Source organism: Halomonas smyrnensis AAD6 (assembly GCF_000265245.1).
In the GTDB taxonomy this organism is placed as follows: Bacteria; Pseudomonadota; Gammaproteobacteria; order Pseudomonadales; family Halomonadaceae; genus Halomonas; species Halomonas smyrnensis.
Genome location: NZ_AJKS02000004.1, coordinates 51,841 through 68,046 on the forward strand (window position 1 = coordinate 51,841; position 16,206 = coordinate 68,046).

The window sequence follows — 16,206 nt, forward strand, 5'->3', positions numbered from 1 at the left end:
CGGGATTCCCGCGGTCATCGTGTCTCTGGGGGTGTGCCATGCGTTTTCATCAGGTCAGAGAGTTGGTGCGTTGGGCGGCGGACTATCACGGTCGGCTCGATGAGGCCTACGTCGGGTGGGCCGCGCAGGAGGGTGTCGGCGAACGCCGACGGATGGCGCTGGACTATCTCGCCGAACACGAGCGTCGCATGCAGCGCGAGCTCGAGGCCTACTTCGCCGAAGGCAGCGAGCATCGGCGCGTGCTCGATGCCTGGTTCGATGATCCCGAGGAGTTCCCTCATGCGCCGGTGCTCGAGCGCCTGCCCGAAGGCGATGACGGCGAGGATGTGGAGACGGTGCTGTCGACGGCGCTGACGATGCATCGCACGCTGCAGGATCTCTATCGGCACCGCGTGGAGCGCGCCGGCAGCGACCCGGAGAGGGAGTTCTTCGAGGCACTGGTGCAGGCCGAAGACGCCGAGGTGAGGCGCCTGGTGCGGGATATCCAGCGGCTGGAAGCCTACTGAATCCGCCACTGTTTCGGCCGTGTCGAGTGCAGAGGTTTCGGTTGTCGCCAGGGGGTGACAAGTCGGCCGGCGAAGGGAGGCGTCGACCGCCTCATCCTGGCATCGAACGGTTTCGCCGGCAGGAAGAGGTCGGGTGTGGCGGTTGTCGACTGACATCGGTGTCCAGATGCGATATAACGGCCTCCTCGTTTTCCGGCTACCGGCTTTCCCCATGACGCAACATCGAGAAGAGCGGCTCCGTCTGAGCCGGCGGCGTTTCGGCCTGCTGGCGCTGAGTCTGCCATTCTGGTCGGCCTCCGCCCCGGCGGCCACGCTGATGAGCGACCTGCTGGCGCGGGCCAGCACGCCGCGCGCCCCCGATGAGCTGTGGGTGCTGGTCGATGATCATGAGGCTCGTCTGAGCGTCTTCCGTGGGGACCGGGTAGTGGAGCGCTTCTCGCCGATCTCCCTCGGTCGCGGTGGGGCCCGAGCGGAGCGTACCCGGGGCGATCGCGCGACGCCGCTGGGCGAATTTCGCGTCACGCGTTTCAACTATCAGAGCAAGTACCGCACCTTCGTCGGGCTGGATTACCCCACGCCGACGCATGCCCGCATGGCGCTGAATGCCGGGGTCTACAGCCAGCAGGACTACGACGATTACTTCAGCTACTATCGTCGCCACGGCACGCCGCCGCAGGATACGGTGCTGGGCGGCTACATCGGTATCCACGGCATCGGCGTGGCCGACCCCGAGATTCACCGACGTTTTCACTGGACCGATGGCTGTGTCGCGGTCACCGATCGGCAGATCGATACCCTGTCGTCGATGATCGACATTGGCACGCGGGTCGTCATCCGCTAGTCTTTATATGCGCTAAGGACGTTCTAGCCGGTGGGCGTGTGCTGTCGTGAAAAACGCCCAGCATTTGACGTCTCCGGTTCGCAGCAGGCATTGTTGCTGCATTAGAACCTGCGATAGCAGGACGCCTGGTTGTCAGGCATCACCAACGCAGTACCAAGGAAGACTCAAGGAGAACACCATGACTCTGAAGACTACTCTCAAGCTGTCCGCCGCTGCCGCCTCTCTCGCCGTTCTGGCCGGTTGCGCCTCTTCCAGCGCCCTGGAAGAAGTTCGCACCACTGCCGAATCCGCACAGGCCGACGCCGCGGAAGCTCGCAGCATCGCGACCCAGGCGCAGAACACCGCCAACCAGGCTCAGCGCGACGCTCAAGCGGCTCTGCAGATGTCCCAGCAGAACCGTGAAGAGATGAACCGCATGTTCGAGCGTTCCATGCGCAAGTAAGTCGGTAGCGGCTGGCCAGGCCTGCTCGCCTGGTGATGCCATACCCCGGGCCACCCCTCGCGAGAGGGGTGGCCTTTTTTGTGTCTCTGGCACAGCGGCAGGACATCACGCCGGGAGTGTCATCCAGGCGCCCGACGACGTTGGCCGGGCCGGGGTGTCGCTCTTGTCGCGCCCCTGGTGGCGTTCATGGTCATGATGCGTGTAGGAGATATCGTACAGAGTGTGTAGTCATTTTTGCCTTATTGTGTAATATCATCTGTTTTTCAATGACTTGCATCAATATATAAGAAAATTTAGATGGTATGAAAAGCCTTCGTTCCTTCATTAGGCTTACGCGAGTGATGCATTCGTCGGATATCGCCCCTCCGCCCGATGGATGATGGCTCCGGAAAAAAAGACGAGGAACGTGATGATGGCAGGGAACACGGAATTCAGCACACGTATCTTTCCGCTGACGGCGCTGGTGCTGGCGATCTCGCTGGCCGGCTGTAGCGGCAGCTCGGACATTTCTCAGCCGCTCGATGGCGGCAACGGTGGCATGGAGTCCGGTGATGGCTCCGGCGACGGTGATGGTTCCGGCGGCGGCGATGGCTCCGGCGGCGGCGATGGTTCCGGCGACGGCGATGGCTCCGGCGGCGGCGATGGTTCCGGCGACGGTGGAGATGGCGCCGGTGATACCGCTTCCAGCACCGAGCGAGTGCTGCAGGATGTCGCCGGCGCCTCGGGTGCGGTGGGCAGCACCGTCACGACGCTGGGGGGCAAGATCCAGCAGGTGGATGCTCCGGTGGTCAGCGGCGTGACCGACGGTACCGGCCAGGTCGTCCAGGACCTTGGCGGTGGCGTCGACAGCCTGGCCACGGGGCTGCGTGACGGGCTTGGCAACCTCAGCGAGAACGACAATGCCCTGGGCACGACGCTGGGCGGTGCGACGGGGCTGGTATCCCAGACCGGCAAGGCCGTCAGCAGCACGGGCGGTATCGTCGAGGGGCTGGGTTCCCTGCCGGTGCTGATGCAGGTGGAAGATGGCACCGGGGTGCTCGCCAGCGCGGGCGGCACGGTCGACCAGCTCGGCGCCACGATCACCGCGGTGGGCGATCGCCTGACCTTCACGCTGACCGACGAAGACGGCCACCTGTCCGGCCTGACGAGTGAGCTGACCGGTGTGGTCAGGCCGCTGGTCGTGAACCTGGAAGGGACCACCCAGCGCCTCGGTGACGCCCTGGTCGTTGGCCCCGTGGGCAGTCGCCTGCTGGCCAAGACCGGTGGTGCCGTCGTCCTGCTGGGCGAGCGTCTGGGAGACGACGTGAGGCTCGCGGGCGTCGGCGACCTGGTGACTTCCACCGGTCAGCTGGTGGCCGATGCCGGCGGCCTGCTGTCCACGAATGGTGGTGATGGCAGCCTGCTGGGAAGCGGTGGTGGTCTGCTGGGTGGCGTGACCGGCGGCCTGCTGGTCGGTGGCGACGGCGAGGTCGTCGGCGACGATAACCTGCTGACGGGTTCCCTGTCCTCCGGTGGTGGCCTCCTTGGCGGCGATGGTGGCCTGCTGGGTGGCCTGGCCGGCGGCGATGGTGGCCTGCTGGGCGGCCTGGCCGGTGGCGATGGCGGTCTCCTGGGGGGCGACGGTGGCCTGCTGGGCGGCGTGGCCGGCGGCGAAGATGGCCTCCTGGGAGGCGACGGTGGGCTGCTGAGCGGCGTGACCGATGGCCTGCTGGGTGGCGACGCGGGTCTGCTCAGTGGCGTCTCGGATACCATGGATGGCGTGACCGATGCCGTCGATGGTGTGACCGGCGGTGCCCTGCAGGGTGTGACCGGCACGGTGGACGACGTGACGAGCGGCCTGCTGGACGGCTCCTCGTCCGATGGCGATGATGCCGGCGCCGATGGTGGCGGTGGTCTCCTCGGTGGCCTGCTGGGCGGAGGCCTGCTCGGTCAGCGCTGAGGGCGATGGCGCCACGCGTGTAACAGGGCCCGGCAAACGCCGGGCCCTTCGTCGTGTGTGCGTCCCGAGGTCCGCAGTGGCCGGTATGGCAGTCCTTTGTATTAGGTTTTAATAATCTTGGGTTGTCATCGAGTGCGGAATTTGTGCTAATCAGTTTCAGACTTCGGCATGTAACGCTGGGATAAAGCCGTGCGGCCGATGCGCCAAACGCTCACACGATAATGATGCGAAGGCGCTTTAGGAACTGAATAAAACGCAGGGAAAAAAACATGATGCCAAGGTTGGGCGCGACGCGCATGCGGCAGAGTCTTGTGCCACTGACCGCGATGATGGTCGTTTCGTTGTTGTCGGGGGCGGCGCAGGCCAATGATGTGCCATCGGTCATCGACGAGCGTCAGCCGACGCTGACACAGCCGGTGCAGGATACGCTGGAGCAGCAGGGAGCGGGCGGGGCAGAGATCAGCCTGCCCGGTGCCGCCGGGGCGATCGCCCCCGAGACTCAGGTGCCGGTGGAGCGCGTGCAGATTCGCGGCGGCAGTGTGTTCGAACTCGATGCCCTGAGTGCCCCCCTCCAGCCGCTCGTTGGGCAGCGCGTGAGTGTCGAGCGACTGGTCGAGGCCGTGGAAGCGATCTCGCGGCGCTACCAGGACGCCGGTTACCCCCTTTCCTATGCCTATCTGCCCAGCAACAACTTCCAGAACGGCACGCTGACCGTCGTGGTGGTCGAGGGCTATATCGCCCGCACCGAGATCGCCGTGGAGGATACGGCGGTGGCCCAGCGAGTCCGTCGGCTGGCCGAGCGGATGCGCGAGGAGCGCCCGCTGACGCGTGCGACCTTCGAGCGCTACACGGCGCTGATCGAGCGCATCCCGGGGGCGAGCCTGGCGGTCAAGGCGCCGGTGCCGCGCACCCCGTCCGGTGCCACTACTCTGCGTGTGGAGCAGCGGGACAGCGACCGCATCGACGCCGGCCTGACGCTCGGCGGTGGCGACAAGAACGACACCCATGCGGTCGGCAACCTGGCCCTGCACAGCCATACGCCCTACGCGGAAACGCTCTCGTTCGCCTACCTGATGCCGGTCGACAACGAGGATACCTTCTATGCCGCCCAGTACCGCCAGGAGCTCGGTACCGACGGCCTGCGCCTGACCCTGAGCGCCCAGCGCTTCGAAGGCGACGAGGAAGATCCGGTTCTGGTGAGCGGGCGGCCCTACGAGGTCGACCAGGAAAAGACGCGCGATCGCTATCGCCTGGGGCTCGACTATCCACTGCTGCTGGAGCGCAATCGCCGCTGGAGCGTCGAGGCCAACGTCGAGCATCTCGACGAAACGGCCGACTATCGTTATCGCTCCGACCTGGGGCCGGAGCTTCGCGCCCGGCAGGATCTGAGTTACTCGACGCTGGAGCTGGGGACCCATTACCACCAGGGTAATGCCAACCGTCGCCTCGAGGCGCGTGGCGAGCTGCGTCAGGGTGTCGATCTGGGAGAGGCCCGGACCACCACCGAGATCCGCAATGTGGTCAACGGCGTCTCGGTGGCGGCCAACGGCCAGGAAGAACTCGAGTACACGCGCGTCGAGCTCAACGGGCGCTGGCTGGAGGCGCTGACGCCGAACTGGCGGCTGTCGATGCGCGTGGCCGGCTTCTGGTCGGACGACCGGCTGCCGGCGCCGGAGCGCGGCCAGTACGGCGGCGGCCGCTTTGCGCGTGGCTACGACGACGGCGAGGCCGAGGGCGAGCGTGGCTACGCCGGCGAGATCGAACTGCGCTACCGCCACGCGCTGGGCGCGTCCTGGGCCTCGCATGTGTCGCCCTACCTGGTCATGGACGGCGCCCACACCGAGTTCAACGACAGCGATCTGGAATACGACCTGGCCTCGGTGGCCGGCGGCGTCGAGCTGAGCCGCGGCAGCATGTATCGCCTGGGGCTCGAGTATGCCTACCCCGTCGGCGATCTCCCCGCCGAGGACGCCTCCCGGGAAGGGCGGGTCAATGCGCGCCTGAGCTGGGACTTCGGCGGCTGACGGGCATGGCCTGCATCATCAGCTGCCGGTGAGTCGGTCGCTACTGACGCGACTGGCGCTGGAGTCGCGGCTCATGCGCGGCGTGCCCGCCGATCAGGCGTCGATCCTGCTGATCAAGAGCCTGCGCGACATGGTCAAGCTGGCGGGGCGCCATATCACCGTGACCGGGGTCACCACCTCGGACCAGCTGGTGGCCATTCGCGGCATGAACTTCGTTTCGGTGCAGGGACCGCTGTTCGGTGAGCCGCAGCCGGTGGAGGCCCTGGTGGAGCGCCTGGCGGCCGGCGAATCGGCGCGAGCGGGCCGCGCGGACGATCCGTCCCTCATGGGCGCGGTCGAGCCTGACGGCGCATGACGGTGAGGGGCCGAGAGAAGAAGGCGGTATCGCGTGTCGCGACGACGCGATGAGAGCGTCGTCGGCGTCCGGTGGCGGAGTGCTCGCTCTGCGGGAGGCTCCTGCGTGAAACGAAAGGGCCCGGCAATCGCCGGGCCCTCGGGGTGCTGCGGCCGGTCTCGAATCAGCCTTGTGAGGCCTCGTCTTCATCGGCATCGTCGGTGGCGGCGATCAGCTGCAGCTGCTCGTAGAACCGCGGCGCAGGCTCGGGCTCGGGGGGCGTCTCGAGCGCCACGGGCATGCCGCCCGGCACTTCCACGACCTCGCGCAGCCGCGAGTAATCCACCGCGTAGTCGAGCCCCTCGGTGCTGGCATCGACCTCATCCAGGGCCTCGGTGACGCGCTGGATGGTGGTGCCCTGCTTCTCGTCCAGGTAGGGGTAGGCCTGGACGTAGAGGGTGCCGTAGGACCAGCCCAGCTTGAAGCTCTCGTTGATGATGCGCACCTGGGTGCCCACCGAGACCTGGTCGAACAGGGTCTCCACGTCCTCGGGCAGCATGCGCACGCAGCCATGGGAGACCCGCATGCCCACGCCCTCCGGCTTGTTGGTGCCGTGGATCAGGTAGCCCGGAATGCCGAGGCGCATCTTGCGCGTGCCCATCGGGTTGTCGGGGCCGGCGGGTACGACGCTCGGCAGCGGGTCGCCGGCCTCGGCGTGTTCCCGGCGGATCGATGCCGGCGGGTACCAGGCCGGATTGCGGACCATCTGGGTGATGGTGGTATTGCCCAGCGGGGTCTCCCAGTCCTGGCGGCCCACGCCGAGCGGGTAGGTCTGGACGATGCGCCGTTCGCCATCTTCGGCCGGCGGATAGTAGTAGAGCCGCATCTCGGCGACGTTGATCACGATGTCGTTACGCGGGACGTCGGGGAGGATGAACTGGCCGGGGATCGTCACCTCGGTGCCTTCGCCGGGATACCACACGCTGACGTCGGGGTTGGCCCGGACCATGGCGCGATAGCCGATGCCGTGCTCGTGGCCGATGTCGATCAGGGTGTCTTCTTTCTCGGCCTCGATGGTGTAGACCTCGCCGACCAGGTCGCCTTCCTCGGGCAGGTAGTAGTAGCCGCGGGGCAGGTCCTCGCTGGCCTGCAACGGGGCGGCGAGGGCGGTGGTCAGCCCGACCAGCAGGGTCGTGCGGGCCACGGTGCTGCGCAGGGGTGAAGGGATCATCTTGGTCATGTCTCGAATCGGGGGCGTCAGGGGGCGCTACGCTCGCGCGGAGCGGCCATGTCGTTAGAGTGCCCGAGGTGGCGACGGTTCGCCAGTCGCCACCGCGGACTTCAGGCGGCTTCGGTCTTGCGGTTGAAGTGGTCGAGCAGCGCCTCGACCTCCGAGAAGCGCGCGTCCTCGCCTTCCATGTCGGCCTCGAAGCGCAGGGTGTCGGCGCCCTCGAGGCGATAGCGATCGGGCTGGCGCTGGATCAGCTCCACCAGGATCAGCGGGTCTACGCCGGTATGGCCGGCGAAGATCACCCGGCCCTTCTCGGGGCCGGCCTCGAGGCGGGCGATGCCCAGCCGCTCGGCGCGCTGGCGCAGGCGGGTCTGGCGCAGCAGGGTCTTGACCGGCGCCGGCAGCAGGCCGAAGCGGTCGATCATCTCCACCTGCAGTTCCTTGAGCTCGGCCTCGGTCTCGGCGCCGGCGATGCGCTTGTACATCACCAGGCGCTGCTGGACGTCGTGGAGGTAGTCGTCCGGGATCAGCGCCGGCAGGTTGAGGCTGACCTCGACGCCTTCGTCGAGCGGGGCCTCGATGTTGGGCGTCTTGCCCTCGCGGATGGCCTTCACGGCGCGGTCGAGCATCTGCATGTAGAGGCTGTAGCCGAGCGCCTCCATCTGGCCGCTCTGTTCCTCGCCGAGCAGCTCGCCGGCGCCGCGGATCTCCATGTCGTGGCTGGCCAGGGTGAAACCGGCGCCCAGGTCCTCGGCCTGGCCGATGGCCTCCAGGCGCTTGACCGCATCGCGGCTCATGGCCCGCGGCGGCGGGGCCAGCAGGTAGGCATAGGCCTGGTGGTGGCTGCGCCCGACCCGACCGCGCAGCTGGTGCAGCTGGGCCAGGCCGAACTTGTCGGCGCGCTCGATGACGATGGTGTTGGCGCTGGGCACGTCGATGCCGGTCTCGATGATGGTCGAGCACACCAGCACATTGAAGCGCTTGTGGTAGAAGTCCGACATCACCCGCTCCAGGGCGCGCTCGGGCAGCTGGCCGTGGGCCACGCCGACTCGCGCCTCGGGCACCAGCTCGCGGATCGTCTCCGCGGCGGTCTCGATGGTCTTGACCTCGTTATGCAGGAAGTAGACCTGGCCGCCGCGCAGGATCTCGCGCAGGATCGCCTCCTTGATCACCGCCTCGTCGCGCTGCTGGACGAAGGTCTTCACCGACAGCCGGCGGGCGGGCGGGGTGGCGATGATCGACAGGTCGCGGATGCCGCTCATGGCCATGTTGAGCGTGCGCGGAATCGGCGTGGCGGTGAGCGTGAGGATGTCGACCTCGGCGCGCAGGCCCTTGAGGCGCTCCTTCTGGGCGACGCCGAAGCGATGTTCCTCGTCGATGATCAGCAGGCCCATCTTGGGGAAGCGCATCGACTTGGACAGCAGCTTGTGGGTGCCGATGACGATGTCGGCCTGGCCTTCCTCGATGCGCTTGGCGGTCGCGCTCTGGCCCTGGCCGCCGGTGAAGCGCGAGACCAGCTCGATGTTGACCGCGGTGTCGGCGAAGCGGTCGCGGAAGTTCTCGTAGTGTTGGCGGGCGAGCAGGGTGGTGGGCACCAGCACGACGACCTGCTGGCCGGAGTGCACCGCCAAAAAGGCGGCGCGCATCGCCACCTCGGTCTTGCCGAAGCCGACGTCGCCGCAGACCACGCGGTCCATGGGCCTGGGGGCTGTCATGTCGCCGACCACCGCCTCGATGGCGGCGCGCTGGTCGGGGGTCTCCTCGAAGGGGAAGCTGGCGGCGAAGCGCGCGTACTCGGCGTCCGGTGCCTCGCAGGCGAAGCCTTCCCGGGCCTCGCGGCGGGCGTAGACGTCGAGCAGCTCGGCGGCGGTGTCGCGGATGCGTTCGGCGGCCTTCTTCTTGGCCTTGTCCCACTGCTCGGAGCCGAGCTTGTGCAGCGGCGCCAACTCGTCGTCGACGCCGGCGTAGCGCGAGATCAGATGCAGGCTGTCCACCGGCACGTAGAGCTTGGCACCGTCGGCGTATTCCAGGGTGACGAATTCCGCCGCCTGGCCGCCGGCCTCCAGCGTTTCCAGGCCGCGATAGCGGCCGACGCCGTGGGCCTGGTGGACCACCGGGGCGCCGGGCTTGAGCTCGGCCAGGTGGCGGATCGCCAGCTCGTTGTCGTCGGTGGCTTTTTCGCGCCGGCGGCTCTGGCGTACCACCTCGCCGTAGAGCTCGGTCTCGCCGATCACGGCGATATCCGGCGCCTCCAGCCACAGGCCGGCGTCGATGGTGCCCTCGGTGATGGCGGTGCGCGACTCGCCGTCGAGGAAGGCCGTGAAGTCATCGACGTGGGGCAGGGGCAGGTTCAGCGGCGCGAGCGTTTCCTCGAGCGCCTCGCGGCGGCCGCGGGACTCGGCGACGAACAGCACCCGGGTGGCGTCGTGCTCGGCGAGGAAGTCCTCGAGCTCGGCCAGCGGGCGCTTGGCGCGGGCGTTGACCGGCAGGTTCGGCGCCGGCCGCGCCGCCGGCGCCAGGGCATGGCGGTGCTCGGCGTCGTCTGTGAGCTCGACCCGCGGATGGCGCTTGATGGCGCCGAATGCCTCGGCCACCGGCACGAAGGCGCGATGGGGCGGCAGCAGCGGCCGCGTCGGGTCGACGCCGAGGTTCTCATAGCGGCTCTCGATGGCCGCCCAATGGTGTTCGGCGGCCTCGAACACGCCGGGCAGCAGCGCGATACGAGTGCTCTCGGCCAGGTGCTCGAACAGCGTCGCCGTCTCGTCGAAGAACAGCGGCAGGTACTGCTCGAGGCCGGGGGAGGGGATGCCCTTGAGGGCGTCGACGTAGAGCGGGCACTGGCGCGGGTCGACGTCGAACAGCGTCTCGAAGCCCTCGCGGAAGCAGGCGATGGCGCCGCGGGACAGCGAGTACTCGTGGGCGGGCAGCAGCTCGATGCGCTCGACCCTGTCGGCGCTGCGCTGGGTATCGGGATCGAAGTGGCGCAGGGTGTCGATCTCGTCGTCGAACAGGTCGATGCGCAGCGGCGCATCGTAGCCCATCGGGAAGAGGTCGATCAGCGCGCCGCGCAGCGCATATTCGCCGGGCTCGAAGACGGTCTCCACGGCGCGGTAGCCGGCGCGCGACAGGCGGTCGCGGAAGCCCTCGCGGTCCAGCGTGGTCCCCACCTCGAGCGTCATCACCCGGCCGGCGATGTAGTCCACCGGCGGCAGGCGCTGCATCAGGGTGTTGATCGGCACCAGCACGATGCCGTGCTCGCCGTCCTGCAGGCGGCGCAGGGTGCGCAGTCGGGCCGAGACGATGTCCTGGTGGGGCGAGAAGCTGTCGTAGGGCAGCGTCTCCCAGTCGGGGAAGGGCAGCACCGGCAGCCGTGAATAGAAGGCCAGGTCGTCTTCCAGGCGCTGGGCGGCGGCGGTGTCGGCGGTGACCACCAGCAGCGGCGCGTCCTCGGCGAGGTGCGCCAGGGCCAGGGCGGTCGCGCTGCCGGGAGGCGTCTGCCAGTAGAGGGTGTCGCGCAGGCCCGTGGGGCGAGGCGGGTCGAGAGGCGAGAAGGTCGGCATGGGCGTCGCTTGCGTCGTGTCCAATGGGTGACTGGGGGCATCATAACAGTCCGGCACCGTCATGTAGTGAAACCCGAATTCCTGTAAATCCCCTACAGCGTCTGCGACTATCCCTCGATTGCCCCCTGGTGTCCGGCCTCGGATAATGCCTCTCGAATCTCAACCCCATGGAGAGGCCCCACGTGAGTCAGCAAACCCCCGATACCGTCTTCCAGGAATGGCACGACAATCAGGCGCTCGCCGAGCAGATGATCCCGATGATCGGCAGCCTGTACCGTCACAACAACGTCGTGACCACGCTGTACGGGCGTTCGCTGTTCAATCGCAGCGTGATCCGCATCCTCAAGGACCACCGGTTCGTGCGCAAGATCGAGGGCACCGAACTGTCCGTTCAGGACACCTTCCCGCTGGTCAAGGCCATGACCGAGCTGAACCTGGGGCCGGCTCACGTCGACGTGGGCAAGCTGGGCGTGGCCTACAAGAAGCAGGGCGGCGGCGATGCGGTGGCCTTCCTGCGCAGGGAGCTGGCCGAGATCGTCGACGGCCACTGCGCGGACACCGGCAACGGCGAGCCGAAGGACGTGGTGCTCTACGGCTTCGGTCGCATCGGCCGCATCCTGGCGCGGGTGCTGGTCGAGAAGGCCGGCGGCGGTAACCTGCTGCGCCTGCGGGCCATCGTGGTGCGCGGCCGCGGCGACATCGCCAAGGATCTCGAGAAGCGTGCCAGCCTGCTGCGTCGTGACAGCGTTCACGGGCCCTTCGACGGCACCATCAGCGTCGACCCGGAAGCGCGCACCCTGACCGCCAATGGCAACGTCATCAAGGTGATCTACGCCGACTCGCCGTCCGAGATCGACTACACCGACTACGGCATCGATAACGCCGTGGTGGTCGACAACACCGGTATCTGGCGCGACGAGGATGGCCTGGGCCAGCATCTGGCCTGCAAGGGCGTGGCCAAGGCGCTGCTGACCGCGCCGGGCAAGGGCGACGTCAAGAACATCGTCTACGGCATCAACCACCAGGACATCAATGCCGACGACCGCATCATTTCGGCCGCGTCCTGCACCACCAATGCCATCGTGCCGGCCCTCAAGGCGCTGAACGACGAGTACGGCATCGTTCATGGTCACGTCGAGACGGTGCACTCCTACACCAACGACCAGAACCTCATCGACAACTACCACAAGGGCGATCGCCGCGGTCGCAGCGCGCCGCTCAACATGGTGCTGACCGAGACCGGCGCGGCCAAGGCGGTGGCCAAGGCGCTGCCGGAGCTGGGCGGCAAGCTGACCGGCAACGCCATCCGCGTGCCGACGCCCAACGTCTCCATGGCGATCCTCAACCTGACGCTGGAGCGCGAGACCGACGTCGAATCGCTCAACGACTACCTGCGTCGCATGTCGATCGACTCCCAGTACCAGAAGCAGATCGACTACGTCGACTCGCCCGAGGTGGTGTCCACCGACTTCGTCGGCAACCGTCATGCCGGCATCGTCGACGCCCAGGCGACCATCGCCAACGGCAAGCACGCCGTGCTCTACGTGTGGTACGACAACGAGTTCGGCTACAGCTGCCAGGTCATCCGCATCCTGCAGCACATCTCCAACGTGGCCTTCCGCAAGCTGCCCCACGCCCAGGGCTAAGCGCTCCCGCGCGTCGCATCACTCCCGCCCCGGCCGCTCGGCCGGGGCTCCCGCCAAGCATCTCTCCCTCAACGCTTTTCTCACTCGTCTGCGACACTTCGCCACTTGCCGCGGACGGCCTCCTGCGACCTTCCGGCAGGTAGTCATTCCACTGGCTTCTCTTTATAATGCGGGGGATTTTTCGGGGTGGTTCGAGTTCGCCTCGGGCCCGACTGGTTACATTCTGGACAAAACACAAGAATCCGATCCAATCGCACCCCTTTCCTTCGTATATCAGATCCATCAACTGGGCGAGACTATGATCGAAGTCAAGAAAGGCCTGGATCTCCCCATCACGGGAGCCCCGGAGCAGCGCGTCGAAGACGCGCGTCCGGTGCGCCACGTGGCGGTTCTCGGTACCGACTATATCGGCATGAAGCCGACCATGGAGGTTCGAGAGGGGGACAAGGTCAAGCTGGGCGACCTGCTGTTCACGGACAAGAAGATCGATGGCGTGCGCTTCACGGCGCCGGCCGGCGGTGAAGTCGTCGCCATCAACCGCGGTGAGAAGCGCAGGCTGCTGTCCGTGGTGATCAAGGTCGACGAGTCCGAAGACGCGGTGGAGTTCGCCTCTTACAACCGTGACAAGCTGGCCTCCCTGGAGCGTCAGGCAGTGGTCGATCAGCTGGTCGACTCCGGTCTCTGGACGGCACTGCGCACCCGTCCCTTCTCCCGCACGCCGGCCATCGACAGCGTGCCGAACGACATCTTCGTCACCGCCGTCGATACCCACCCGCTGTCCGCCGACCCCGCCACCGTCGTCCAGGGCCAGTCCCAGGCCTTCGAGGATGGCCTCAAGGTGCTGACGCGCCTGACCGAAGGCAAGGTCTTCCTGTGTACCGCGCCGGGCGCCGACGTGCCGGGTGGCGACGTCCAGGGCGTGCAGGCCGAGACCTTCGGCGGCCCGCATCCGGCCGGCCTGGTCGGCACGCACATCCATCATCTCTCGCCCGTGGGCCTGCAGAAGAAGGTCTGGCACATCGGCTACCAGGACGTCATCGCCTTCGGCAAGCTGTTCACCGAGGGCAAGCTCGACGTCAGCCGCGTGGTGGCGGTGGGCGGCCCGCGCGCCGAGAAGCCGCGGCTGCTGCGCACCCGCGTCGGTGCCAGCACCGAAGAGCTGCTGGCCAGCGAGGTCTGTGAGCCCGATGACACCCGGGTGATCTCCGGCTCGGTGTTCTCCGGCTTCACCGCCGAGGGCAGCCTGCGCTACGTGGGTCGCTTCAACACCCAGCTCAGCCTGCTCGAGGAAGGCAACAAGCGCAGCTTCATGGGCTGGCTGTCGCCGGGCGCGAACCGCCACTCGGTGCTCGGCATCTACCTGTCGCGCATCAAGGGCCTCAGCAACTACGCCCCGACCACTTCCACCAACGGTTCCGAACGGGCCATGGTGCCGGTGGGCGCCTACGAGGAAGTGATGCCGCTGGACATTCTGCCCACCCAGCTGCTGCGCTCGCTGATCGTCGGCGACATCGAGACCGCCATGCAGCTCGGTTGCCTGGAGCTGGATGAGGAGGACCTGGCGCTGTGCACCTACGTGTGCCCCGGCAAGTACGAATATGGTCCCATCCTGCGCGATAACCTCACCATGATCGAGAAAGAGGCCTGATGATGGGTATCCGACAGACACTCGAGAACCTCGAGCCGCACTTTCACAAGGGCGGCAAGTACGAGAAGTTCTACCCGCTCTTCGAGGCGGTGGACACCATCTTCTACACGCCGCCCAGCGTCGCCAAGACCACGGCGCACGTGCGTGATGGCATCGACCTGAAGCGCATCATGATCACGGTGTGGCTGTGCACCTTCCCGGCCATGTTCTTCGGCATGTGGAACGCCGGCTGGCAGGCCAACGTGGCCATCGCCGACGGCTTCGGCGCCGCCGGCGGCTGGCGCGAGGCCATCGTCATGACCCTGGCGGGCGGCCACGATCCGGGCAGCCTGTGGGCCAACTTCGTGCTCGGCGCGACCTACTTCCTGCCGATCTACCTGGTGACCTTCGCGGTCGGCGGCTTCTGGGAAGTGCTGTTCGCCATCAAGCGCGGCCACGAGGTCAACGAGGGCTTCTTCGTCACCTCCGTGCTCTACGCCCTGATCCTGCCGGCCACCATTCCGCTGTGGCAGGTGGCGCTCGGCATCACCTTCGGCGTGGTGATCGGCAAGGAAATCTTCGGCGGCACCGGCAAGAACTTCCTCAACCCCGCGCTGACCGGCCGTGCCTTCCTGTACTTCGCCTATCCGGCACAGATCTCCGGCGACTCCGTGTGGGTCGCGGCCGACGGCTACACCGGCGCCACCGCGCTCTCCACCGCCTTCCAGAGCGGCATGAGCGCGCTGACCGACCAGTTCAGCTGGTGGGACGCCTTCCTCGGCTTCATCCCGGGCTCGGTGGGCGAGACCTCGACGCTGGCCATCCTGATCGGCGCGATCGTGCTGCTGTGGACCAAGATCGCCTCCTGGCGAATCATGCTGGGCGTGTTCCTGGGCATGGTGGCGACCAGCCTGCTGTTCAACCTGATTGGCTCCGACACCAATCCGATGTTCGCCATGCCGTGGTATTGGCACCTGGTGATCGGCGGCTTCGCCTTCGGCATGGTGTTCATGGCCACTGACCCGGTCTCCGCCTCCATGACCAACCAGGGCCGCATGATCTTCGGTGCCCTGATCGGCGTCATGACCGTGCTGATCCGCGTCGTCAACCCGGCCTTCCCGGAGGGCATCATGCTGGCGATCCTGTTCGCCAACCTGTTCGCCCCGCTGATCGACCACTTCTTTGTTCAGGCCAACATCAAGCGCCGCCAGCAGCGCACCGGTGTGCCGGCCGAGGAGAACGCCTGATGGCACAGAGCAACAACTCCATCAAGAAGATCCTGACGGTGGCGTTCGCACTTTGCATCGTGTGTTCTGTGATCGTCTCCACCGCCGCGGTCGGCCTGCGCGCCAAGCAGGAGCTCAACCAGGAGCTGGACCGCAAGTCGAACATCCTCGACGTGGCGGGGCTCTATGAGCCCGGCACCGACGTCGAGGAGGCCTTCGAACAGGTCACGCCGCGGGTCGTCGACCTGCGCACCGGCGAGTACACCGACCAGTTCGATGCGGCCACCTACGACAGCTTCCAGGCGGCCCGCGATCCGGCCCAGTCCCGTACCCTCTCGGGGGAGAAGGACATCGCCGGCCTGTCGCGTCAGGAGAACTTCACCACCGTCTATCTGGTCGGCAACCCGGACGACCCCGAGCAGATCATCCTGCCGGTGCGTGGTCAGGGGCTGTGGGGCCTGATGCGCGGTTACCTGGCGGTGCAGGGCGATGGCAACACCATCCAGGGCATCACCTTCTATTCCCACTCCGAGACCCCGGGTCTCGGCGGCGAGGTCGACAACCCGCGCTGGAAGTCTCAGTGGGACGGCAAGGAGATCTTCGCCAGCGCCGACAGCGTTCAGCCGGACATCGCCCTGGTCAAGGGCGGCGCCAGCGGCGAGACCGAGGTCGACGCGCTTTCCGGCGCCTCGCTGACCAGCAAGGGCGTCACCAACCTCCTGCAGTTCTGGCTGAGCCCCGAGGGCTTCGGCGAGTACCTCGCCCGGTTCCGCAGCGGTATCGAGCGTGAGACCGTGCAGGATGCCTCCACCGACACTGAAGGAGCCTGA

The 16,206-nt window shown here is 67.0% G+C and carries 13 protein-coding genes; 10 read left to right on the forward strand and 3 right to left on the reverse strand.

Translation table 11 applies throughout. The annotated features are described in order from the left end of the window. Positions 1-38: 38 nt before the first annotated feature. The 4 genes from UYS_RS0205865 (at position 39) to UYS_RS0205880 (ending at position 3,728) form a co-directional block, all read left to right on the forward strand. The gene (locus UYS_RS0205865; RefSeq protein ID WP_026068381.1) at positions 39-506 is read left to right on the forward strand and encodes a hypothetical protein; all 468 of its coding nucleotides are present in this window, start codon (positions 39-41) and stop codon (positions 504-506) included. A gap of 211 nt (positions 507-717) precedes the next feature. Next, positions 718-1,347 (forward strand): L,D-transpeptidase family protein, encoded by a 630-nt coding sequence (locus UYS_RS0205870; RefSeq protein ID WP_016854574.1) that lies wholly within the window; start codon positions 718-720, stop codon positions 1,345-1,347. A 178-nt stretch (positions 1,348-1,525) separates the two neighbouring features. Continuing rightward, entirely contained in the window at positions 1,526-1,789 is a 264-nt protein-coding gene (locus UYS_RS0205875; protein WP_016854575.1) for an Lpp/OprI family alanine-zipper lipoprotein, read from the forward strand. 409 nt (positions 1,790-2,198) lie between these two features. Then, on the forward strand, positions 2,199-3,728 hold the full coding sequence (locus UYS_RS0205880; RefSeq protein ID WP_016854576.1) for a collagen-like triple helix repeat-containing protein: 1,530 nt from the start codon (positions 2,199-2,201) through the stop codon (positions 3,726-3,728). Between the two features lie 211 nt (positions 3,729-3,939). On the opposite strand, the gene UYS_RS18650 is transcribed toward UYS_RS0205880, so the two are convergent. Beyond that, positions 3,940-4,113: a hypothetical protein gene (locus UYS_RS18650; protein WP_192813917.1), complete on the reverse strand. Its 174-nt coding sequence runs from the start codon at positions 4,111-4,113 to the stop codon at positions 3,940-3,942. On the opposite strand from UYS_RS18650, the gene UYS_RS0205890 reads away from it, so the two are divergent. Then, on the forward strand, positions 4,100-5,752 hold the full coding sequence (locus tag UYS_RS0205890; protein WP_016854577.1) for a ShlB/FhaC/HecB family hemolysin secretion/activation protein: 1,653 nt from the start codon (positions 4,100-4,102) through the stop codon (positions 5,750-5,752). The genes UYS_RS18650 and UYS_RS0205890 overlap by 14 nt on opposite strands. Positions 5,753-5,825: 73 nt before the next feature. Beyond that, positions 5,826-6,107: an EAL domain-containing protein gene (locus tag UYS_RS0205895; protein ID WP_016854578.1), complete on the forward strand. Its 282-nt coding sequence runs from the start codon at positions 5,826-5,828 to the stop codon at positions 6,105-6,107. Between the two features lie 163 nt (positions 6,108-6,270). Here UYS_RS0205895 and UYS_RS0205900 read toward each other — a convergent pair whose 3' ends face one another. Continuing rightward, positions 6,271-7,326 (reverse strand): L,D-transpeptidase family protein, encoded by a 1,056-nt coding sequence (locus UYS_RS0205900; protein WP_016854579.1) that lies wholly within the window; start codon positions 7,324-7,326, stop codon positions 6,271-6,273. Positions 7,327-7,427: 101 nt separating this feature from the next. Further along, complete coding sequence (gene mfd, locus UYS_RS0205905; protein WP_016854580.1) at positions 7,428-10,877, reverse strand: transcription-repair coupling factor; 3,450 nt, start codon at positions 10,875-10,877, stop codon at positions 7,428-7,430. A gap of 182 nt (positions 10,878-11,059) precedes the next feature. On the opposite strand from mfd, the gene UYS_RS0205910 reads away from it, so the two are divergent. From UYS_RS0205910 to UYS_RS0205925, 4 genes are all read left to right on the forward strand, one after another. Then, positions 11,060-12,523, forward strand: a complete 1,464-nt coding sequence (locus UYS_RS0205910) for a glyceraldehyde-3-phosphate dehydrogenase (protein WP_016854581.1) — start codon at positions 11,060-11,062, stop codon at positions 12,521-12,523. 298 nt (positions 12,524-12,821) lie between these two features. Next, on the forward strand, positions 12,822-14,171 hold the full coding sequence (locus UYS_RS0205915; protein WP_016854582.1) for a Na(+)-translocating NADH-quinone reductase subunit A: 1,350 nt from the start codon (positions 12,822-12,824) through the stop codon (positions 14,169-14,171). Next, positions 14,171-15,397, forward strand: coding sequence for an NADH:ubiquinone reductase (Na(+)-transporting) subunit B (locus UYS_RS0205920; RefSeq protein ID WP_016854583.1), 1,227 nt, complete (start codon positions 14,171-14,173; stop codon positions 15,395-15,397). Before UYS_RS0205915 ends, UYS_RS0205920 begins: the two co-directional genes overlap by 1 nt. Then, positions 15,397-16,206: a Na(+)-translocating NADH-quinone reductase subunit C gene (locus UYS_RS0205925; RefSeq protein WP_016854584.1), complete on the forward strand. Its 810-nt coding sequence runs from the start codon at positions 15,397-15,399 to the stop codon at positions 16,204-16,206. The genes UYS_RS0205920 and UYS_RS0205925 overlap by 1 nt, the downstream gene beginning before the upstream one ends.

Bases quoted from the DNA above. Each gene is read 5' to 3' on its own strand.
- UYS_RS0205900 (WP_016854579.1), bottom strand. From the start codon at position 7,326: ATGACCAAGATGATCCCTTCACCCCTGCGCAGCACCGTGGCCCGCACG.
- UYS_RS0205865 (WP_026068381.1), top strand. From the start codon at position 39: ATGCGTTTTCATCAGGTCAGAGAGTTGGTGCGTTGGGCGGCGGACTAT.
- UYS_RS18650 (WP_192813917.1), bottom strand. From the start codon at position 4,113: ATGACCGATGGCACATCATTGGCCTGCGCCGCCCCCGACAACAACGAA.
- UYS_RS0205880 (WP_016854576.1), top strand. From the start codon at position 2,199: ATGATGGCAGGGAACACGGAATTCAGCACACGTATCTTTCCGCTGACG.
- UYS_RS0205870 (WP_016854574.1), top strand. From the start codon at position 718: ATGACGCAACATCGAGAAGAGCGGCTCCGTCTGAGCCGGCGGCGTTTC.
- mfd (WP_016854580.1), bottom strand. From the start codon at position 10,877: ATGCCGACCTTCTCGCCTCTCGACCCGCCTCGCCCCACGGGCCTGCGC.
- UYS_RS0205875 (WP_016854575.1), top strand. From the start codon at position 1,526: ATGACTCTGAAGACTACTCTCAAGCTGTCCGCCGCTGCCGCCTCTCTC.
- UYS_RS0205925 (WP_016854584.1), top strand. From the start codon at position 15,397: ATGGCACAGAGCAACAACTCCATCAAGAAGATCCTGACGGTGGCGTTC.
- UYS_RS0205920 (WP_016854583.1), top strand. From the start codon at position 14,171: ATGATGGGTATCCGACAGACACTCGAGAACCTCGAGCCGCACTTTCAC.
- UYS_RS0205895 (WP_016854578.1), top strand. From the start codon at position 5,826: ATGCGCGGCGTGCCCGCCGATCAGGCGTCGATCCTGCTGATCAAGAGC.
- UYS_RS0205915 (WP_016854582.1), top strand. From the start codon at position 12,822: ATGATCGAAGTCAAGAAAGGCCTGGATCTCCCCATCACGGGAGCCCCG.